This is a genomic window from Brevibacillus antibioticus (assembly GCF_005217615.1).
GTDB classification, from domain to species: domain Bacteria; phylum Bacillota; class Bacilli; order Brevibacillales; family Brevibacillaceae; genus Brevibacillus; species Brevibacillus antibioticus.
Genome location: NZ_SZNK01000001.1, coordinates 1,115,352 through 1,136,779 on the forward strand (window position 1 = coordinate 1,115,352; position 21,428 = coordinate 1,136,779).

The 21,428-nt window shown below is 46.2% G+C and carries 25 protein-coding genes; all 25 read left to right on the top strand.

What is annotated here, in order from left to right; genetic code table 11:
• Window position 1 precedes the first annotated feature (1 nt).
• Window positions 2-448, top strand: a complete 447-nt coding sequence (gene fliJ, locus E8L90_RS05610) for a flagellar export protein FliJ (RefSeq protein ID WP_137028356.1) — start codon at window positions 2-4, stop codon at window positions 446-448.
• A gap of 12 nt (window positions 449-460) precedes the next feature.
• Window positions 461-1,363, top strand: a complete 903-nt coding sequence (locus E8L90_RS05615; RefSeq protein WP_137028357.1) for a MotE family protein — start codon at window positions 461-463, stop codon at window positions 1,361-1,363.
• Window positions 1,364-1,424: 61 nt separating this feature from the next.
• Window positions 1,425-2,648 carry a flagellar hook-length control protein FliK gene (locus E8L90_RS05620; RefSeq protein ID WP_137028358.1) on the top strand — a complete coding sequence of 408 codons (1,224 nt, stop codon included), beginning with the start codon at window positions 1,425-1,427 and terminating at the stop codon, window positions 2,646-2,648.
• 24 nt (window positions 2,649-2,672) lie between these two features.
• Window positions 2,673-3,068 (top strand): TIGR02530 family flagellar biosynthesis protein, encoded by a 396-nt coding sequence (locus E8L90_RS05625; RefSeq protein WP_137028359.1) that lies wholly within the window; start codon window positions 2,673-2,675, stop codon window positions 3,066-3,068.
• A 101-nt stretch (window positions 3,069-3,169) separates the two neighbouring features.
• Window positions 3,170-3,988, top strand: coding sequence for a flagellar basal body rod protein FlgG (gene flgG / locus E8L90_RS05630; RefSeq protein ID WP_137028360.1), 819 nt, complete (start codon window positions 3,170-3,172; stop codon window positions 3,986-3,988).
• Between the two features lie 71 nt (window positions 3,989-4,059).
• Complete coding sequence (locus E8L90_RS05635) at window positions 4,060-4,281, top strand: flagellar FlbD family protein (protein WP_015891749.1); 222 nt, start codon at window positions 4,060-4,062, stop codon at window positions 4,279-4,281.
• A 15-nt stretch (window positions 4,282-4,296) separates the two neighbouring features.
• Entirely contained in the window at window positions 4,297-4,752 is a 456-nt protein-coding gene (locus E8L90_RS05640; protein WP_137028361.1) for a flagellar basal body-associated FliL family protein, read from the top strand.
• A gap of 39 nt (window positions 4,753-4,791) precedes the next feature.
• On the top strand, window positions 4,792-5,787 hold the full coding sequence (gene fliM / locus E8L90_RS05645; RefSeq protein ID WP_137028362.1) for a flagellar motor switch protein FliM: 996 nt from the start codon (window positions 4,792-4,794) through the stop codon (window positions 5,785-5,787).
• Complete coding sequence (gene fliY / locus E8L90_RS05650; protein ID WP_137028363.1) at window positions 5,780-7,147, top strand: flagellar motor switch phosphatase FliY; 1,368 nt, start codon at window positions 5,780-5,782, stop codon at window positions 7,145-7,147. The genes fliM and fliY overlap by 8 nt, the downstream gene beginning before the upstream one ends.
• Window positions 7,148-7,183: 36 nt before the next feature.
• Complete coding sequence (locus E8L90_RS05655) at window positions 7,184-7,546, top strand: response regulator (protein ID WP_007719294.1); 363 nt, start codon at window positions 7,184-7,186, stop codon at window positions 7,544-7,546.
• Window positions 7,546-8,226, top strand: coding sequence for a flagellar biosynthetic protein FliO (locus E8L90_RS05660; protein ID WP_137028364.1), 681 nt, complete (start codon window positions 7,546-7,548; stop codon window positions 8,224-8,226). The genes E8L90_RS05655 and E8L90_RS05660 overlap by 1 nt, the downstream gene beginning before the upstream one ends.
• Window positions 8,223-8,984, top strand: a complete 762-nt coding sequence (gene fliP / locus E8L90_RS05665; RefSeq protein WP_137028365.1) for a flagellar type III secretion system pore protein FliP — start codon at window positions 8,223-8,225, stop codon at window positions 8,982-8,984. The genes E8L90_RS05660 and fliP overlap by 4 nt, the downstream gene beginning before the upstream one ends.
• Before the next feature lie 30 nt (window positions 8,985-9,014).
• Window positions 9,015-9,284: a flagellar biosynthesis protein FliQ gene (gene fliQ / locus E8L90_RS05670; protein ID WP_007719290.1), complete on the top strand. Its 270-nt coding sequence runs from the start codon at window positions 9,015-9,017 to the stop codon at window positions 9,282-9,284.
• Window positions 9,285-9,287: 3 nt separating this feature from the next.
• A complete protein-coding gene (gene fliR, locus E8L90_RS05675) occupies window positions 9,288-10,070 on the top strand; it encodes a flagellar biosynthetic protein FliR (protein WP_137028366.1) in 783 nt (260 codons plus the stop codon).
• Window positions 10,067-11,164, top strand: coding sequence for a flagellar biosynthesis protein FlhB (gene flhB, locus E8L90_RS05680; protein WP_137028367.1), 1,098 nt, complete (start codon window positions 10,067-10,069; stop codon window positions 11,162-11,164). Before fliR ends, flhB begins: the two co-directional genes overlap by 4 nt.
• A gap of 18 nt (window positions 11,165-11,182) precedes the next feature.
• The gene (gene flhA / locus E8L90_RS05685) at window positions 11,183-13,225 is read left to right on the top strand and encodes a flagellar biosynthesis protein FlhA (RefSeq protein WP_137028368.1); all 2,043 of its coding nucleotides are present in this window, start codon (window positions 11,183-11,185) and stop codon (window positions 13,223-13,225) included.
• Entirely contained in the window at window positions 13,222-14,568 is a 1,347-nt protein-coding gene (gene flhF / locus E8L90_RS05690; protein ID WP_137028369.1) for a flagellar biosynthesis GTPase FlhF, read from the top strand. Before flhA ends, flhF begins: the two co-directional genes overlap by 4 nt.
• Before the next feature lie 4 nt (window positions 14,569-14,572).
• Entirely contained in the window at window positions 14,573-15,436 is an 864-nt protein-coding gene (locus E8L90_RS05695) for a MinD/ParA family protein (RefSeq protein WP_137028370.1), read from the top strand.
• A 31-nt stretch (window positions 15,437-15,467) separates the two neighbouring features.
• Window positions 15,468-16,583 carry a protein-glutamate methylesterase/protein-glutamine glutaminase gene (locus tag E8L90_RS05700; RefSeq protein ID WP_137028371.1) on the top strand — a complete coding sequence of 372 codons (1,116 nt, stop codon included), beginning with the start codon at window positions 15,468-15,470 and terminating at the stop codon, window positions 16,581-16,583.
• Between the two features lie 21 nt (window positions 16,584-16,604).
• Window positions 16,605-18,629 carry a chemotaxis protein CheA gene (locus tag E8L90_RS05705; RefSeq protein ID WP_137028372.1) on the top strand — a complete coding sequence of 675 codons (2,025 nt, stop codon included), beginning with the start codon at window positions 16,605-16,607 and terminating at the stop codon, window positions 18,627-18,629.
• Window positions 18,630-18,645: 16 nt separating this feature from the next.
• Window positions 18,646-19,122, top strand: a complete 477-nt coding sequence (locus E8L90_RS05710) for a chemotaxis protein CheW (protein ID WP_007719278.1) — start codon at window positions 18,646-18,648, stop codon at window positions 19,120-19,122.
• A 5-nt stretch (window positions 19,123-19,127) separates the two neighbouring features.
• Window positions 19,128-19,754, top strand: coding sequence for a chemotaxis protein CheC (locus E8L90_RS05715; protein WP_137028373.1), 627 nt, complete (start codon window positions 19,128-19,130; stop codon window positions 19,752-19,754).
• Window positions 19,741-20,226, top strand: coding sequence for a chemotaxis protein CheD (locus E8L90_RS05720; protein WP_137028374.1), 486 nt, complete (start codon window positions 19,741-19,743; stop codon window positions 20,224-20,226). The genes E8L90_RS05715 and E8L90_RS05720 overlap by 14 nt, the downstream gene beginning before the upstream one ends.
• Window positions 20,227-20,229: 3 nt before the next feature.
• Window positions 20,230-20,613: a hypothetical protein gene (locus E8L90_RS05725; protein WP_137028375.1), complete on the top strand. Its 384-nt coding sequence runs from the start codon at window positions 20,230-20,232 to the stop codon at window positions 20,611-20,613.
• 16 nt (window positions 20,614-20,629) lie between these two features.
• Entirely contained in the window at window positions 20,630-21,418 is a 789-nt protein-coding gene (locus tag E8L90_RS05730) for a FliA/WhiG family RNA polymerase sigma factor (protein WP_137028376.1), read from the top strand.
• Window positions 21,419-21,428: the final 10 nt, after the last annotated feature.

The window sequence follows — 21,428 nt, forward strand, 5'->3', positions numbered from 1 at the left end:
CGTGCGTGTGTTTCAGTTTCATCTCCAAAAGGTTCTTGATTTAAAGGAAAAAGAAAAAGAACAAGCAGAGTGGGCTTTCGGAAAGTCGATCCAGCGTAAAAACGAAGAAGAGTGGAAGCTTTCTCAACTGACCGAGCATCATGACGAGATGACGATGAAGCTCCAGGAAGTACAGATGCAGGCATGCAGTGCTGCGCAGCTCATTTCCATTACGCAATACCAGCAATCTGTTGCGAGATCGATTCAGAATCAGCAACGGACCTTACACGGTTGCGAACAGGATGTGGAGCGCTGTCAGTCACGATTGACGGAACGTATGAAAGAGTCCCAACTATGGCAACGCCTTCGGGAAAAGTCGCTCCACCAATTTCTGGACGACCAGAAGCAAAGAGAGCAAAAAGAGTTGGATGAGATCGGTACGCAGCTCTATCTTCGCCGAAGCTACTGAGGGAGGTTCCAAATGGAAGAAATCCAAGAAGAACGGGAATACGGCAGGTGGGAATGGTTCTTTTATATGATTGTCATTCCTGCACTGTTTGCCAGCCTCCTTGGCGGTGTGCTCCTGAGCTTGCTCGGAGTAAATGTGTTAGGGACTGTTCTCCACTGGGCAAACTCCATACCGTACGTGGAAAAATTAGTCCCGGACGACTATGCAGCAACTCCCAACACAGAAGAACAACCTGACATGGACAAACAAGTGGCAACCCTACAGCAAGATCAAACAAAAAACCAGCAGCAGATTAGCACTTTAAAAGAAGAGTCAGCAAAGAAAGATGCCACCATTGCGGCACTGGAAAAGCAACTCGATGATGTAAACAAGGCAATGGAAGACAAGCGTGCGACTGATGAAGAGCGGCAGAAGCAGTTTGCAAGTTTGGCTAAAGTATATACAACCATGTCACCAAAGAATGCGGCGGCCATCATTGAAAATCTAAAACTGCAAGAGTCAGTTGCCGTTATGACAAAAATGAAGCCTGCACAACAGGCAGACATTTTGGCCAAGATGGAACCGAAGAAAGCTGCGGATATTTCCATCTTGTTAAAAGATTCAGTAGTGAACAAAGATGATGACATTGCAGCTCTGCAACAACGTGTTGATGTTCTGACAAAGGCGTTAAGCGATACGCGTGATGGTTCAGAATCTGCAGAGGATCTAAAAAAGACGTTCGCTCAAATGCCTCCAGCGGATGCTGCTGCTATCATTCGTTCGCTTATGCAGACAAACCAGGGTCAAGCTATCAATTTAATGAAAGATTTGCCTGTGGATAAACGGGCACAAACTCTCTCTGCGATCGCCAATGAAGACAAGAAAGAAGATGGCAATCTGGCGGCTCGCATCACGACAGAGTTGCTTCGAAAATAGATTCAGTAATCATCTGTTTTCGTTCCTATAAGCAACAAATCAAAAAGGGGAGGTGAACGAGATGAATGTGGCCAATTTGACCCCGGCAGTAGGTTCAGCAGGATCTGTTACAGCGACACCTGCAGCCAATGCGGGAACAACTGGTTTAGGTGAAATGTTTTCCATGCAATTCATGAAGATGTTGGATCAGGTGGGGGACTCAGAAGAGACAATGGTGGCGCCAGACAGTTTAAGTGAAGAGGACATGCTAGCATTAGCTGATCTCATGGCATTACTTGCCCAACTGCTTGGTTCTGGTCAAGCTACGCAAGACGAATTACCGCCTGACGCCCAAGAAAAATTTGCAACTGCAATTGAACAACTCTTGGGTAAAGCGCAAGGGAATGATGGTCAAGTAAGTGAGGATTTGAAGCAGATGCTAGCTAACCTGAAAAAAGGGGAAGCAACTCCAAACGAACTGGACAAGCTGGCAGCTCTTCTCGAATCCTTGAAGAATCAAAAAGGAAATGCGGAAGAGTCAAAAAGAAGTGGCCTGAACTTGCGATCCGATGTGATGGCAAATATGAACACAACGCAACAAGACACGCTTAAGACGATTTCTCCACTACGGTTGAATCAAGGTCTTTCGGCTTACAAGCTAGAGGCAGGGATTCAGTCCCAGACAGTACAGTCTACTCTTCAAAGCGGCCTTTTGAATCAAGAGGGCGATGCACAAGAGGGCATGTTGAATGGAAATGGTCAGACACCGATTATTGCTTCATCTAATACGCAAACACAATCTGTACAGACCTTTCAACAACAGTCGGTTCCAACACATCATGTGAACGCCAATCAACTGACACAGCAAGTCACACAGCTTTTCGTATCCAAGATGCAGTTGACGCAAAATAATGGCGTACATGAGGCAAGGCTGATTCTAAATCCACAAGCTTTGGGCCAGGTAGATGTAACGATTACCTCCCAAAATGGAGTGATTACAGCACAGTTCCATGCCGAAACACAGGCAGGTAAGGACATGCTAGACAATCAGCTTCCACAGCTTCGAGCTGCGTTGACACAACAAGGCTTGCAGGTTGATCGCTTGGAGGTAAACCAGCAGCAGGATGCAGCTTTTAACTTCCAGCAACAGCGTGAACAAGCACGACAGCAACAAGAGAATCGACAAGAGCAAGATAAAGACGAGCAAGAATTTGCTCTCGATGCCCTGGTAGACAACAATGAATCAACAGAAGTGCTATGGAATCGATTGCGGGAAACGGCTCGCGGCATTGACGACATCGTCTAGGATTGGATATAAGGAGGAAGCGCCATGAACCAATTTCGTGTGGGGCAACCCTATTTTCCTCCGAAAACGAATCACGTCGCAAAAGCTACTACCCAAACTGCTCCGGGAAACAACAAGTTATTTCAGCAGTATTTGACGGAATCGATTGGCGCTGCAACCAAGGCGGAACCACTAAGTTTTAGCCAGCATGCCGTCAATCGCTTGCAGGAGCGGGGCATTACGCTAGAAAGACAGCAGATGGAGCGTTTGGAATCAGCTGTGCAAAAAGCAGCCGCCAAAGGCGCCAGAGAGTCTCTCGTTATGATGGATAATGTGGCCTACGTCGTGAGCATCGTAAATCGGAAAATTATTACCGCCGTAGACGATGGCAGCATGAAGGACAACGTATTTACTAACATTGACAGTGCCATTTTCGTGTAGGTGGCTGTTTACTGGGCTGGACCTCCTTATGAGGAAGCCCATTCGGCTACCGACTGACAGAGGTAGCCGCTGCAAATGAGAAGCTAAAGGAGGAAGTTAGAATGCTTCGATCTATGTATTCAGGTATTTCAGGCTTGCGTGGCTTTCAAACGAAGTTGGACGTTATTGGTAATAATATCGCGAACGTAAACACCGTTGGTTTCAAAAAGGGCCGCGTGATGTTCCAAGATATTTTGAGCCAAAACGTTCAAGGGGCTGGGGCTCCTACAGCAGGTGGTAAGGGCGGAACTAACCCAACTCAGATTGGACTAGGAGCTTCAATAGCATCCGTTGATACCGTCTTCTCTGCTGGTAGCCCGATGACAACCAACCTGCCAACAGACCTTTCTATTGAGGGCGATGGATTCTTTATGGTAAGCCCGGATGATGGAGCCACGATCTATTATACGCGTGCAGGTAACTTTACACGTGATGCCGAGGGATACCTAGTGAACTCCCAAGGGATGAAGCTCATGAACTCTGATCCAGGTGCGATTCAGATCAGCCAAAATGACGGGATTGTTTCTTACTCCATCGGGAAAGACGGAGTTATCACAACCGTAGACGAAACAGGTGCGCTAGACTCTACCAATACCATTGGCGTAATGACCTTCAATAACCCAGGTGGTTTGAAGAAAATTGGGAACAATCTTTACGAAAACACAGTAAACGCTGGGGCGAATGATGGTGACCCAATGACACCGGTGACGCCAGCTGATGCAAAAGTAAGCATCATTGCAGGACAACTGGAAATGTCCAACGTTGACCTTTCTGAAGAATTTACAGAAATGATCGTGGCACAGCGCGGTTTCCAAGCAAACTCTCGGATCATCACGACATCTGACACAGTACTGGAAGAACTGGTGAACCTGAAACGATAATTTCGTTTAACGGAAAAAAGCAGGGGAAGTGTTCAAAGCCTTCCCCAGCTTGATCCGGAAAGGAGCAGCCAATGATTAAGTTAACTCGGTTTAACGGCTCTACTTTTTATCTGAACATCACTCACATTGAAACTGTTGAAGGAACTCCGGATAGCGTAATCACGCTGTTCAACGACAGAAAGTACATCGTGAAGGATTCGGTGGAATCCATCGCTGAACGTGTTCAGGCTTTTTATCATAATGTTCCTCCGGCAACTTCTGTACCGAAAATGCCGGGTGATTCAAATGAATAGCGGGAGGCATTAGCGATGTTTCAAAATCGATTGTTTAACATGGCTCTAATCATTATCATCGCGATATCGCTACTGGGAGTGATCTCGTTTGTGCTCTGGCAAACCTATCTCTCTCCAGCTGCGCAAACATCTTCTACGGAAGAGCAAGAAGTGAAGCCGCTCACGGCAGAGCAAATGAAAGAGTTCTCCGTTGACACTGGCGAAATTACTACGAACTTGCTGACGAATAATTACATGATTGTACGCTTTAGCATTACGACTGACAGTTCTGCTGCCAAAACAGAGTTGGAGCAGCGTTTGCCGCAAGTCAATCAAGTGATTATTAAAACATTGGCGGGGTTGACACCAGAAGATATAAAAGGAACTGAAGGTGTGAACAAGCTGGAAGCAAAAATTATGAATGAAATCAGCTCCCTGATGCAAGAGGGTAAGATTGTTCAAGTAGTGACAACCAAACGCGTCTTGTCATAGGAAGCGATTATGGTATACATAGCAAGGAGGTGACGACATATGGCCGAGGTTCTCTCACAGAGTGAGATTGATGCGCTGTTGGCCGCCCTATCTTCGGGCGAAATGGATGCCAACGAGCTGAAAAAGGAAGAAACTGAACGTAAAGTCAAAGTATATGATTTCAAACGCGCCCTGCGATTCTCAAAAGATCAGATACGTGGTTTAACGCGAATCCATGAAAACTACGCTAGGCTGTTGACTACGTATTTTTCAGCTCAGCTCCGTACCTTCGTGCAAATTACGGTTGCCTCCGTCGATCAATTGCCGTATGACGAATTTATACGTTCTATTCCCAAGATGACCATCTTGAACATCTTTGAAGCTCCTCCGCTGGAAGGACGAATGGTTTTGGAAGTAAATCCAAACATCGCCTATACCATGTTGGATCGACTTCTGGGAGGACAGGGGGCGATTCCGGAAAAGATGGGCGCCCTAACGGAAATTGAAACAACGGTGATGGAACGCGTATTCGGCAAAGCGCTGGATACTTTCCACGAGGCATGGAAGCAAATCATTGAGTTGGATCCTTATCAGGAAGGTTTGGAGATGAATCCACAGTTCATGCAGATCGTCTCACCTAACGAGATTGTCGTGGTAATCTCCTTTAGTACCAAAATCGGCGATACAACAGGGATGATCAATCTCTGTTTGCCTCACGTGGTACTGGAGCCAATCATGACAAAGCTGTCTGGACAATACTGGTTCTCCAAACAGAAGAAAACGCGGGATGAAGAAGAGCGCCTGCGTGTAGAAGAGCGAGTAAAAGTTGCAAATTTGCCGATTGTTGCTGAGATGGGAACAGCTACGATTACAGTAGGAGATTTCCTGCAGCTACAAAAAGGCGATGTCATTCAATTAGATCAATCGATCGACAACAAGTTGAAAATTAAAGTGGGTGACCACTTAAAGTTCTTGGGTCAGCCAGGGACACTTAAAGGAAGAGTCGCCGTACAGATTGATGAAGTCATAGAGGAGGGGGATGAACAAAATGAGTAGAGATATGCTTTCTCAAGACGAGATTGACGCGCTGTTACGTGCGAACAACTTGGTTGAGGACGAAGAGGAAGCTGTTTCGGCAGTGAACCAGGATGTTGCCGATTTTCTGTCCCCGTTTGAACAGGATGCACTCGGAGAAATTGGTAATATCTCCTTTGGGAGCGCAGCTACTGCGTTATCTACTTTGTTAAGTCAAAAAGTTGATATTACAACCCCTACTGTTTCCGTAGTCAATGTCGATGAATTGGAAAGCGAATTCCCGATTCCTCACGTGGCTGTCCACGTGGAATATACAGATGGTTTCAAAGGAATTAACCTGTTAGTCATTCGCATGGAAGATGCTGCAGTTATCGCGGATCTGATGATGGGTGGAGACGGTAGACCAGCGAGCACTGAAATGTCTGAGCTTCATATCAGCGCGGTTCAGGAAGCAATGAATCAGATGATGGGCTCCGCTGCTACGTCCATGTCGACGATTTTCAACCAGTTCATTAATATTACGCCACCAGGCATCGATGTAATGGATCTGGCGCAAGGCAAGGGTGGAGACAGCTTCTCTGATGATGACAGTCCTCTGGTGAAGGTATCTTTCCGCTTAAAGGTAGGAGAACATGGCGAACTTATTGATTCAAATATTATGCAGCTTCTCCCTCTTTCCTTTGCGAAAAAGATGATTGATCGACTGGTTGGAGGTGCAGGGGATGAAGAAGCAGCAGCGGCCCTCATAGATGAGATAGAGATGCCTTCTCTGCCTGCTATGGGTCTGTCGGCTCCTTCTGTCCAGCCAAGTGTGCAAGAACAGCCACAGGGCCATGTACCGCCTGTAGCGCAGCCGCCACAGGCACAGCAACAGCCGATGTATCAACAACCGCCGGGTTACGCACCGCCAATGGGCTACCCAGGACAGCCGCCGATGTATCCTGACGCGTATGGACAACAAATGATGCCACCTGGCTACGCTCCGTACCCAGGAATGTATCAGCAGCCTCCAATGGCTCCGCCAACACCACAGCATTTCGGAGGTCCTGCAGCTAGTCAGGCGAATGTAGTACCAGCACAATTTGCTCCACTTGGAGGTGCTCCTATGTATACAGGAGACATACAGAACTTGAACTTGCTTCACGATATTCCATTACAAGTAACCGTTGAGTTAGGTCGAACGAAAAAGCTCATTAGAGAAATCCTTGACTTGTCCGCTGGATCGATTATACAGTTGGACAAGCTGGCAGGTGAGCATGTAGACATTTTGGTGAACAACAAATTAATTGCCAAGGGCGAGGTTGTCGTCATTGATGAGAACTTTGGGGTTCGTGTTACAGACATCATCAGTCAGATAGATCGTGTTCAAAAATTACAATAAACCAATCAAGAGGGAAGCATTAGGGAGGAGCTATTCATGTCTAACAAAGTTTTAATCGTCGACGATGCAGCATTCATGCGCATGATGATCAAGGAAATTCTTTCAAAAAACGGGTACAGCGTCGTAGGGGAAGCAAGTGACGGTGCACAAGCAGTTGAAAAGTACAAAGAATTGGGACCTGATCTCGTAACTATGGATATTACCATGCCAGAGATGGATGGAATTTCTGCATTGAAAGAAATTAAAAAGTTGGATCCTAACGCGCGCGTGATCATGTGCTCTGCGATGGGACAACAAGCGATGGTAATCGATGCGATCCAGGCGGGCGCAAAAGACTTCATCGTAAAACCATTCCAGGCGGATCGCGTTCTGGAAGCGATCAAAAAGACAATGAGCTAATGATGATGATCCGGAATGCAGGGGCAAGACTCATTTTAGCCTTCAGTCTGATCCTGTTGCTTTTCGTCTCCTCCCTGCCGAGTACCGCATTTGCGGAAGGTTCAGTAGCGGATGCGTACAACCAGGGAAAAGTGCCAACTAGCAATGCGCCCGCCGGCAGTGAACAGCCGGCGGCCATTCCGGGCAGCGGAACAGGAAGTATGATCGGGTATCTGGTTCAAGTCATCTTTTCGCTTGGCTTTATTGCAGTATTGATCTTTTTATTGCTCCGTTTTCTTGGTCGACGTCAAGGGGCTCAAAGTCATGGACCGATTAAAGTGATTAGTGCTACTGCGCTAGGCAATGGCAAAACACTTCAGGTGGTTATGATCGGCGAGTCATTGTACATCGTGGGCGTGGGAGAAAACGTTCAATTGCTACGTAGAATCGAACCGGGTGAAGAGGTAGATCTGATCTTGGCTGACGCAGAGATCAAACCGATGAAAAGCCCATTCTCGCTAGAATGGCTCCCGTTCGGTAAGAAAAAGCAGGCGGAAGAAGAAATCTTGTTTTCTTCTGATATGGACGGCAAAAACTTTCAAGAGCTGTTGCAGGGTCAATGGAACGACTTGAAAAATCGTCCAAACCAAACAGAACATTGGAAGAAAGAGCAAGCTCAGGACAGAGGGGACCAAAAATGAAATATTTTTTGCAGGTGCTGATGCTTGTCGCAGTGTTGCTATCCGTACCTGATATGGTCATGGCGGCGCCAGCGGGGACACCGCTTGTTCCGAGCATTGATTTGAAGATAGGGGGCGGAACAGGAACACCGCAGGAGACATCGACGGCCATTCAGCTGTTACTGATTTTGACAGTACTATCTGTAGCTCCAGCGATTTTGCTTTTAATGACCAGTTTTGCGCGAATTATCATTGTCTTATCTTTTGTACGAAATGCGTTGGCAACTCAACAAATGCCACCGAATCAGGTATTGATTGCCCTTGCGTTATTTATGACTTTCTTCATCATGGCTCCGACACTCGGACAAGTAAACGAAACAGCCGTGCAGCCATTTATGCAAGGAAAGCTAACGCAACAACAGGCATTTGACGCAGCGGTTATACCCTTTAAGCAATTTATGGCAAAGCAGACGCGTGAAAAAGATTTAGCACTCTTTCTGGAATATACAAAAGCCGAACGACCAAAATCGATCCAGGATATTCCTTTGAATGCGCTGGTACCTGCTTATGCCATTAGCGAATTGAAGACGGCTTTTCAGATCGGCTTTATGATATTCATTCCTTTTCTCGTAATTGATATGATCGTCTCCAGTATTTTGATGGGGATGGGGATGATGATGTTACCGCCGGTTATGATTTCGTTGCCGTTTAAGATTTTATTGTTCATCATGGTGGACGGCTGGTATCTCATCGTGAGATCACTTTTGACCAGTTTTTAGCGACATTCCGAATGCCTCAGGAGGTAGAGCATGACACAAGAATTACTTATGCAGATTGCCCAAAGCTCTGTTTATACCATCCTGCTGATTTCGGCACCCGCACTTGGGGTCGCCCTACTGGTCGGTTTGATGGTCAGCGTCTTTCAGGCAACGACACAAATTCAGGAGCAGACACTCGCTTTCATTCCAAAGATCGTGGCCGTATTTGTCGTGATTTTGGCTGCGGGTCCATGGATGCTTCGGGTACTGCTTGATTTTACGATGGGGATCTTCGGTAACCTTCATCGTTTTGTTGGGTAGCATATGAATCTTTTTCTGATGTATCTGCCCGTATTCTTGCTTGTTTTTGTCCGGATGAGTGCCTTTTTTGTAACGGCACCGTTCTTTTCCATCCGTGGTGTACCGAATCAGTTTAAAATCGGTCTTGCGTTTATCATTGCCGTCATCAGCTTTCAATCCTTGCCGGTACAAGGCGAGATTCCAATGGATTTGACATTTATTCTGTATGTCATGAAGGAAGTGCTTGTTGGTGTCATTCTTGGTTACATATGTGAAATGATGTTTATCGCCATTCAGGTTGCCGGCGGAATGATGGACATGCAGATGGGTCTTGCGATGGCAAACGTGATTGACCCGAAAACGGGTGCATATATCCCGGTGACAGGTAACTTCAAAAACATACTCGCTGTCCTATACTTTTTCAGTATTGACGGGCATCACATGCTAATACGAGGTGTGATAAGCAGTTACCAGGTTATACCAGTGGATGTCATGTGGGCTGCTTTCGGAAGCGAAAACGTTATGAATACAGCAGTAAAAACATTTCTAACGATGTTTACGAGTGCGTTTATGATTGCGGCACCTATCGTCGTTGCGTTGTTTCTGGTTGATCTCTCTCTTGGTATTATCGCCAAATCTGTCCCGCAGTTTAATATCTTTGTGGTGGGTTTGCCCATTAAACTGCTTGCGGGCTTTTTACTGCTAATCGTGGTGATGCCTGCGTTCTTGCTGACCCTGAACGGATTGTTTGGGAACATGTTCCGGGCACTTGCAGAAATGATGAAATCGCTCGGAGGATCACCATGAATCAATTAAGGCTTTCTTATCAAGTAGATCTTCAATTTTTTAATGGGGAAAAGACAGAAAAAGCTACGCCCAAGAAAAAGCAAGACGCACGAAAAAAAGGGCAAGTTGCGAAAAGTCAGGATCTTTCCCCAGCCTTATCTTTGACTGCATTTTTCTTTCTGTTAATGATGCTTGGCTCTACCATGCTAGGCACCTTTCAAGATTTGATGCGGGAGTCATTGATTACATACACGACGTGGCAATTAAATGAAGAAAATTTAAAAGTCATGGTGATGCAACTCGTATTTGAAGCGATTAAAATTGTAGGACCTATCTTAGGCTTGAGTTTTCTTGTCGCGTTTGCGGTGAACTACATGCAAGTAGGCTGGCATATTAGTGCAGAGCCCCTTCAAATGAAGTTGGAAAAGATCGATCCGATTAAAGGGGCAAAAAGAATTTTTTCCTTACGCTCACTCGTAGAGCTGCTGAAGTCTTTATTAAAAATAAGCGCAGGCATATACGTCGCGTACGTCATTTTGTGGAATGCAAAGGAACAAGTTGTACAGCTTTCCTTATTGTCTCTCGGAGCAGTGTTATCGTTTACTGCCGAAGAGGTGACAAAGCTAGGAATCTATCTCGGGTTATTGCTTTTCATTCTCGCGGTTCTGGACTACGCCTATCAGCGTTATGAGCATGAAAAGAATCTGCGAATGTCCAAGCAGGATCTCAAGGACGAGCATAAGCAAGCGGAAGGTGATCCGCTCGTTAAAGGGAAGATTCGTGAACGGCAAAGAAGTATGGCCATTCGCCGTATGATGCAGGAGCTTCCCAAAGCGGATGTCATTATTACGAACCCGACTCACTTTGCTGTTGCCGTTCGCTATGATGCAAGTGCGATGAGTGCACCGACGGTAATCGCCAAAGGGCAAGACTATCTAGCATTAAAAATAAGGGAAGTAGCGAAAAAGCATCGTATCGTTACCATGGAAAACAAGCCCTTGGCCCGGGCTCTCTATAGTCAAGTTGAAGTTGGGCAACAAATTCCCGAAGAGATGTTTAAAGCGGTCGCGGAAGTTCTCGCGTACGTCTACAAGCTGCAAGGGAAAGTGAAATAAATGGAAGGAGGATAACCAGTGGGATTCAAATTTAAAGAAGTTGGTACGATCCTTTTTGTCATAAGCATTGTTGTCATGATGGTAATCCCACTTCCTTCAGCGCTTCTTGATTTGCTGTTGATTTTGAATATCTCCCTTGCATTGACCATCTTGCTTGTGTCGATGTATACAAAAGAAACTTTGGAATTCTCGATCTTTCCGACGGTTTTGCTTATTACAACACTTTTTCGACTAGCCTTGAACGTGTCGACGACGAGAAATATTCTATCGCACGGTGAAGGCGGTAAAGTTATTGAAACGTTTGGTAGCTTTGTAGTCGGTGGTAATCAAGTCGTCGGTTTCGTCGTGTTTCTGATCTTGATCATCATTCAGTTTATCGTAATCACGAAAGGTTCTGAGCGTGTAGCTGAGGTAGCAGCACGTTTTACGCTCGACGCGATGCCTGGTAAACAGATGAGTATCGACGCCGATCTGAATGCAGGAATGATCACAGAAGCAGATGCACGTGTCCGAAGAAAAAAGATTGAGAACGAAGCTGACTTTTATGGAGCAATGGATGGTGCCAGCAAATTCGTAAAAGGGGACGCCATCGCGGGTATTATCATTTTTATTGTAAATATTATCGGTGGTTTTATCATCGGGATGCTCATTCACGATATGAGCTTTGCAGAATCTGCCTCTCGATTCACTACCATGTCTGTCGGTGACGCACTGGTGAGCCAGATTCCAGCGCTCTTAATCTCGACTGCAGCGGGTATTATTGTAACGCGTTCCACTTCTGGTGAAGGCCTGGGTGAAGACATCGTTAAGCAAATGTTCAGCTTTCCGCGTCTTCTCTATATCGTAGCCGGATGCATGTTATTGCTGGGGATCTTTACACCGATTGGAATTCTGCCTGTACTTCCGGTATGCGGGATAATGGGATTTGCTGCTTGGAAAATGGAGAAGAACCAAAAGATGCAAATCCAAGAATCCGCCGACCAGGTGGAAGAGCAGCAATTGGAAGAAGTACGTAGTCCAGAAAGTGTCGTGAACCTGTTACAGGTCGATCCGATCGAATTCGAGTTCGGTTATGGCTTAATTCCGCTTGCCGATGTGAAGCAGGGAGGAGATTTGTTAGATCGGGTCATTATGATTCGAAGACAAATCGCACTCGAGATGGGGATCGTTGTACCGGTCATTCGTATACGTGACAACATCCAGCTTCGACCGAATGAATATATGATTAAAATAAAAGGCAACCAGGTCGCAAAAGGCGAAATTATGCTGGATCACTATCTGGCGATGAGCCCGGGGATCGAAGATGATTCCATTGTTGGTATAGAAACCGTAGAACCTGCGTTTGGATTGCCTGCATTATGGGTAACAGAAGAGAATAAGGAGATTGCTGAGCTGTCTGGCTATACAGTTGTCGATCCGCCATCTGTTGTGGCTACCCACCTGACAGAGGTTATCAAGCGACATGCCCACGAATTGTTAGGTCGCCAGGAAACAAGGGCTCTAATCGACAATGTACGGGAGACAGCACCAGTTCTCGTAGACGAGCTGATTCCAAGTATGCTCGCCATTGGGGACGTACAAAAAGTATTGCAAAAGCTGTTGCGTGAAAAAGTGTCTGTTCGAAATCTCAACGTCATCCTCGAAGCACTTGCGGATCATGCCTTGTATACAAAAGATCCAGATGTACTGACAGAATATGTGAGACAGGCGATAGCGAGACAGATCACACTCCAATTTACGGAGCCAGGGCAACCACTTCGCGTGCTTACAGCTGGAGCAGGATTGGAAAAAGCAATCTCTGAACGTGTGGAACAGTCTGAGCAAGGAAGCTATCTGGCGATGGATCCGGAAACGTCTCAGCGAATTTTCCAAAACATGTCGACTGAAGTGAGCAAAATGATCAACTCGGGTCAACAGCCGATCATTATTTCATCACCAGCGGTCCGAATGTACTTGCGTCAATTAGTAGATCGCATGATGCCAGACGTTCCCGTTTTGTCGTACAGCGAGCTCGAACCACATGTTGAAGTGCAAAGCGTAGGGATGGTGAACATTTCGTGAGGGTAAAACGTTACATTGTCGATTCGATGCCAGAAGCAATGGAAAAAATCAGGACGGACTTAGGAATGGATGCAGTGATTCTTAATTCCAAGCCGATCAAATCAGGTGGATTGTTCGGGATGTTTGGCAAACAACGAATCGAAGTAATCGCTGCTGTCGATGAAAAGGCATCCGAGCGAGAAAATCCCACAGTAGCAGCTGAACATCGAACCAACAACGTTTTGCCCAAATCGCAGACGGGTACATACACGGCTGCTCAAGCGTATCGAAGACCGACTGTAACAAAAACATCAGTGACTCAACAAACTGAATCAACAAGTAGAGAGCAGGTCGTAGCCGCGATGACACAAGTCGCGGTTGCGACGCCTCCAAAAGAAGAGATCTCAGATACGAGAGCTGTGCAAAAGCAAGGAGAGCCAGCTGAGCAGCAAGCTCCTGTCATGACATCCGAAGAAAGAGCTTTACCCGCAAGCAATCATGACGCGATTGCTACTGAAATGAGAGATATGCGTCAAATGTTTCAAAAGCTGTTGGTGCATGACTTAAGTGAACAACTTCCTCCGGCGGTACAGTCTATTCGTGCAAAGTTATTGAAGCAAGAAGTGACGGAAGAGCTAACAGCGGAAATCATTCGAAAAGTGATGGAAAAGTCGCAACCGGGTGAAAAGTGGGCGGAGGAAGAAGCGTTTACCGTTTGCCGAACAATCATCACTTCCATGATCGAGCCATATACAGCATCTTCGCCAAAGCTGGGTAGGAACGTACGGTATGCTTTCTTTTTCGGCCCGACAGGGGTTGGAAAAACAACGACCATTGCGAAGCTTGCGGCGAACAGCATGTTGAAGGAAAAGCGAAAAATCGGTTTTATCACGGCTGATACGTATCGAATGGCGGCTGTAGAACAATTGAAGACGTACGCAAACATCTTGAATGTCCCGCTGGAGGTTGTCTTTTCTCCAAAAGAAATGGCGGCAGCGATGGAGCGCTTAAGTGATTGTGACCTCATTTTTGTAGATACAGCTGGACGAAATTTTCGCAACGATGAGTACGTCGAAGGCATTCGCGAATTGTTGGAGCATGGAAAAGACAGCGTGAACTACCTAGTACTTAGCTTGAGCTCCAAATTCAATGATATGAAAGCGATCGTCCAAAATTTTGCGGAAGTTCAAGTGAAGCAAGTCATTTTTACAAAAGCGGATGAAACGAACAGCTTTGGCACGATGTTGAATGTTTGTCAGGAGATGAATCTACAGCTCTCCTATGTAACGACAGGTCAAAATGTACCAGATGATATCGTTGTAGCTACACCCGAGCTGGTTTCAACGATGATTATGGGAGAGTAAACAGATGCGTGACCAAGCAGAGCAACTCCGTGAGAGGATGCTACAAAACAAGAAGACACAACCAACTAGACTGGTAACAGTGACGAGTGGAAAAGGTGGTGTCGGCAAGTCCAATTTCAGCTTGAATTTTGGACTTGGTTTGATTGAGAAGGGTCATAAGGCGGTTTTGTTTGACTTGGATCTGGGTCTTGCAAATCTGGATGTGTTAATGGGAATTACCCCAAAAAAGCATCTGTTTCATTTGTTAGAGCCAGATACGACTGTTTGGGACATTATCGAGCACGGACCAGGAGGCTTAGAATTCATCGCGGGTGGTTCTGGATTTACGCAGATCATGCAGTTAGATGATGAGAAGCTTGATCGCTTATTCTCACATCTGGACCCATTGCAGGGATATGCGGACACCATTATTTTTGATACGGGAGCAGGTTTTTCAAAAGAATCCATGCGATTCATGCTCTCCTCAGACGAGGTCATCCTTGTTACCACACCCGAACCACCAGCGATAACGGATGCGTATGCAGTCATCAAGATGCTACACGCACGTAATCCCGCTGTTTCCATTCGATTGGTGATAAACCGAGCATCATCGGAGAGAGAAGGGAAAATGACAGCGGACAAGCTTGCGATGGTTTCCAAACGTTTTTTGAATATGGATATTCAGTCGCTTGGATATGTTTCGGATGATCCTTGTGTTTCAAAAGCTGTTAAATTGCAGCGTCCTTTTCTACTTACATATCCACAATCGCAAGCCACGAGAAGCATACGAAATCTGGTAGAGCGGTATTTGGATCGTCCGGTTACTTCCGATGCTTCTGTCAGTGGTCTCAAAGGTTTTCTTGCGAGGTTGAGGCACTTCATACGATGAGACATAAAAGTAGGAAGGGAGCGACTTTCGAATGAGCAAAATCCGCGTTCTCGTCACGGACGATTCTGCATTCATGCGTAAAGTAATTTCGGACATTTTATCTACTGATTCTGAGATTGAAGTGATCGATCGAGCCAAGAATGGACTCGAATGTATTGAAAAATGTAAAAAACTGGCCCCGGATGTTCTCACACTCGACATTGAAATGCCGGTCATGAACGGTTTGGACGCTCTGGAAAAGCTGATGAATGAGCACCCGGTTCCGATCGTCATGTTGAGCAGCCTGACAAAGGAAGGGGCCGAAGCTACGATTCATGCGTTGGAACTAGGTGCGTTCGACTTTGTAACGAAGCCTTCTGGTCCAATTTCTCTCGACATCCACAAAGTGGGCGATCGTCTTATCGAGCGGGTAAAGGCTGCAGCAGCATCGAAAGTACGTTTGAAAAAGCAGATGCCACGCGTAGCCAAACCGGTATCTTTCGAGTCAAAAGCTACACCTGTTCCACCGGCATCTCCAGTAATACGTACGAAAATACCGAGCCCGCCTGCCGTGATACGGTCACAAGTAGGCGGAAAGGCAAGACTGGTGGTTCTAGGTACTTCCACGGGTGGTCCTAAAGCATTGCAGAGTGTACTAACTGCAATTCCGGCGAATTTTCCGGCTCCAATTGCCATCGTTCAGCATATGCCAGCAGGTTTTACAAAATCGTTGGCAAATCGACTAGACTCATTATGCCAAATTCGAGTAACCGAGGTTGTCGATGGAGAGTATTTGGAAAATGGTACAGCGTACATCGCTCCGGGAGGCTTCCATTTCGAAGTTCGTCAAGTGAATGGGAGACTGCAGGCCTATTTACATCAAGAGGAGCCACGAGGTGGACACAGACCGTCTGTCGATATCCTGTTTGAATCAGTCAGTCAATTGACAAATGTAGACAAATGGGCAATCATCATGACAGGCATGGGAAATGATGGGACTAAAGGACTAAAGCTCATGAAGGAGCTTGGCCGTGTTACAAGTATTATCGAAGATGAGTCGAGTTGTGTCGTATATGGAATGCCACGAGCAGCGATTCAAGCAGGCTTGGCAGACAACGTGGCCCCATTAGAAAAGATTCCAGAGCTGTTGTGCAGGCTCTTGCACTGATTTTTGGGAGGTGGATCACCTATGGATATGAATCAGTATTTGGACATGTTTATTGAGGAGTCAAAGGAACACCTACAGGCAATCAACGCCAACTTGTTACTCTTGGAAAGTGATCCGGGTAATATTGGCCACGTCAAAGAGATTTTTCGTTCCGCTCATACATTGAAGGGTATGTCCGCAACGATGGGCTTTGAAGACATGGCAAGTTTGACTCACGAAGCGGAAAATGTACTAGACCTAATTCGCAATCAGAAGTTAACGATTACCAGTGATATCATGGACGCTATTTTTCATAGCGTAGATTTGATTGAAGGCATGGTAATCGATATCACAGAAGGCGGAGACGGTTCAGCGGATGTATCCGCTATTGTAAAGAAGCTGCGGGCGATTGTTGCGGGAGACTTTTCAGCCGAGCAGGAAGTAGCAGCTGCTACGATGGAAGTGGAAGCACCAGAAGAGGAAAGTACACCTGCTGAAGATCATGAGCTGGATGATTATGCCATGATGGTCTTGAAGCAGTCTCAGGAGCTCGGTAACAACGTTTTGTGGATCAAAGTGACATTGAATGAAAACTGCGTGCTCAAGGCTGCCCGCTCTTACATGGTTTTTGATCAATTGGAGTCCATGGGTGAAGTGATCAAAACGAAGCCAGCTGTTGAAGATATCGAGAATGAGCGTTTTGAACAATCGTTTGAAATCGCCTATGTGACGGAGCAATCGATTGAAAAAGTACGTTCTACGATTCTTAACATTTCGGAAATCCAAGATGTGACAATCGAAACGATTCAATTGAAGAGTGAAGCACCACCTGCTCCCGTAGTGAAACAAGCACCAGCACCAGCTGAAAAAGGAGCAGCAGAAGCTACTCAAGTACCAGTGAAGAAGCCTGCGGCTGGTGGAAAAACAATTCGTGTCGATATCGAACGCTTGGATATCTTGATGAATCTGTTTAGCGAATTGGTCATTGACCGTGGTCGTCTGGAGCAGTTGGCACGGGAGATTGGAAAGAATGAACTGCAGGAAACTGTGGAGCACATGAGCCGGATTAGTGGCGATTTGCAAAACATCATTCTAACCATGCGCATGGTTCCTGTGGAGCAAGTATTCAATCGTTTCCCACGTATGATTCGTGATCTACAAAAAGATCTGAATAAAAAAGTGAATCTGGAGATTATCGGTGCGGAGACAGAATTGGATCGTACCGTCATCGACGAAATCGGGGACCCACTCAATCACTTGCTGCGTAACTCGCTTGACCACGGAATTGAGTCTCCAGCAGATCGGAAAAAGGCGGGTAAACCAGAGGAAGGAAAAATCGAGCTTCGCGCTTTCCACAGTGGGAATCATGTATTTATTGAAGTAAAAGATGACGGTGCTGGAATCAATAAAGATAAAGTTCTCAAAAAAGCGCTTGAGAGAGGGATTGTCAATCCTGCTACTGCAGATACCATGAGCGACAAGCAAATCCACGAGTTGCTATTTGCAGCAGGCTTTAGTACAGCGGAGGTTGTATCTGATATTTCCGGTCGTGGTGTTGGACTGGATGTTGTTAAGTCCAAAATTGAATCGTTGGGTGGCAGTGTCGGCGTAGATTCTGTGCGCGGTCAGGGCACGACTTTCCTCATTCAATTGCCGCTTACGCTCTCTATCATTTCCGCGATGCTGGTACAAGTGAAAGATGAAAAGTACGCTGTCCCACTTAGCTCCATCATTGAGACGGCGGTATTTAAAAAAGATCAAATCATGATGGCTCACCGCCAAAAAGTAATCGACTTCCGGGGACGTGTAGTTCCGCTCGTTTCGCTGCAGGATATTTTCCAAGTGCCTAATAACGGGGAAACGATGGAAGATGAAGTGGCAGTCGTCATCGTGCGTAAAGGTGAGAAAATGGCAGGCCTTGTCGTTGATTCGTTCATCGGTCAACAAGAGATTGTTCTAAAATCTCTCGGCAAATATCTGGTCAATGTATTTGCCATTTCAGGTGCAACGATCCTGGGAGACGGTCAGGTCGCGCTCATCATAGATTGTAACTCGCTGATTAAGTAGAAGGAGGGGCAGCCACATGCTCGATCAAAAAGAAGTCATTAGCGAAGTCAAAGTGATTGTCTTTCGATTGAAGGACGAAGAGTATGGCGTAGAGGTTCATCAAGTCAAATCCATTGAAAAGCTGGAGCACATCACAAGAGTTCCACGAACGCCTAGTTTCGTCAAAGGGGTAATTAATCTGCGTGGCGTTGTGACACCGATTATTGACCTGCGCAATCGTTTCAGTCTCGAAGAAAGCGTCTATTCCGAAGCGACTCGAATCATTATCGTGGCCGTAGGTGAATTGGAAGTGGGCCTCATTGTAGATGCTGCTAACGATGTTATCGATATACCAGTTGATGCGATTGAACCGCCTCCAGAGGTTGTTGGAGGAGTGGAAGCTGCTTATTTGCGAGGCGTCGCCAAGCTGGATAAACGACTGCTAATCCTCTTAAACCTCGATAAAGTATTGAGCACTGAGGAAATCAAGCAGTTGGACGCAATTGAGGGGTAAGTAAAATGGGCGATTTTACGAAGTTTGGGGATTTCCAATTTGACGTTTTACGGGAAATCGGGAACATCGGTGCTGGTCACGCTGCCACGGCTCTCTCCAAGCTCATACAAAAAGAAATCGATATGAAAGTTCCACAAGTCAAGATCATCTCCTTCGACGAAGTGGCAGATTGTGTAGGAGGAGCGGAAACTGTAGTAGTGACCGTCTTCCTCCGGGTTGAAGGCGATTGTCCAGGTAACATGTTTTTCATCCTTGATTTGGATTCTGCCAAGCACTTGCTCGAACAAATTACAGGAATTGATAAAGATGTGTACGAGTGGGAAGAGCTGGAGATCTCGGCGCTGCATGAGATTGGCAACATCTTAACAGGTTCTTATTTATCATCGTTAGCTGATTTTACAAAATTAAATTTACAGCCGTCTGTACCTGCACTCGCTGTGGATATGGCTGGAGCTATTCTAAGTTACGGATTAATAGCGTTGGGTCAAGCGGGTGACTTTGCCCTCACGATTGACACCGCTTTTTTCGAAGGCAATGATCAAGTAAAAGGGAACTTTTTCTTAATTCCTGATCCTGAATCGCTCCCAATACTATTTCGTTCATTAGGGGTTCCGTTCGATGGAGATTATTAAGATAGGGATGGCTGATCTTGGTGTGGCAAAGCCGCCGAGTAAGCTGCGTACTACAGGTTTAGGTTCTTGCGTTGGCGTAGTGCTCTATGATCATATCCATAAAATTGCAGGTATGGCACATGTTATGCTCCCTGAATCGTCTTTGGCTAAAAGCGGGGAGTTAACGATAGGCAAATATGCGGATACGGCAATCCCCCACCTGATCCAGTTGATGGTGAAGGCTGGTGCGGAGACCAGGCACACTGTTGCGAAATTGGCCGGTGGAGCACAAATGTTCGCGTTTCTAGGGAATAATGACACCATGCGGATTGGGCCTCGGAATGTAGAGGCGTGCAAACTTGCATTGAAGGATGCTCATATAAAGATCGTGGCAGAAGATACAGGGGGAAACTGCGGTCGGACAATAGAGTTAGATGCCACAACCGGCATTCTTCAAATCAGGACCGTAAATCAAGGTGTGAAGGAAGTATAACAAATGTTAGGAACCATTTGGATTAATTTTGGATTAGGGATGCTCGCATTTCTTGTAACGCTGGGTACGGCTGTGGCGAGTAATGTCTGGCTCGTATCGCTGGAGAGAGCAGGTATTGCATTTGTCCTATTCTTCCTCGCTGCATTTCCAATTCGTTGGCTGCTCGCAACGTTCATACAGTCATCTACTCCGCCAATCGTTACGGACACGCTAGAGGGGACAAGCTCTCCTCTAGCAGAAGATGGGGTTGTTCTGGAAATTGGACAACAAGTCGAACAGGAAGATCAAACATTTGCACCACTCTCAACCAACAAGATGGAAAGGATTCATCCAACTGAGGATCCAGCCACCGTTGCAGAGGTCGTTAGGCGCTTATCAGATGAGTAAAGGTTGGTGACTATTCGTGGCACGGCTAACCAGTCAAGAAAAAGCAAAAGAGTTCGATAAATGGGTCATGTGGAAGCAAGAGGGAAGTCGCGAGGCGGAGGTTGACTTGGTCACGCGGTTTTTGCCACTGGTAGATAAGGTGGCAAATCGGTTGGCGATTAATCTGCCAGCAAATGTGGACAAGGATGACTTGATTAGTTATGGGCGCTTTGGACTATTGGACGCTTTGGCTAAATTCGATCATACACGGGGTCTCCAATTTGAGACGTACGCTATGTGGCGGATTCGTGGTGCGATGATCGATGGACTACGCGAGAACGACTGGATCCCTCGTACTGTTCGAGACAAGGCCAAAAAAATCGAAGAAGCATACACCAACTTGGAACAGCAAATGCTGCGAATGCCAACCGATCAAGAAGTGTCTGATTATCTGGGAATAAGCAAAAAGGAGCTTCAACAGGTTTTCTTGGAAACCTCCCTTGCCAGCATGGTTTCTATCGATGAGGCAGTAGGGGATGAAGACGAACAAAAAACAGCAAGACATTCGTATATCATCGACGAGCTCACACCTCGCCCTGAAAATGTGGCGGAAGTATCCAGCTTAAAAGAGGTTCTAGTAACTGTCATCGACAAATTGCCTGAAAAGGAACGACTGGTTGTCTCCTTGTTTTATTTTGAAGAAATGACCTTATCAGAAATTGCGGAAATCATGAGCTTGTCACCTTCAAGAATATCCCAGTTGCACTCCAAAGCTCTTTTCCGACTGCGTTCTGCGTTGTCCAGATGGAAATCGCAATTGCTGTAAGGGGACATTA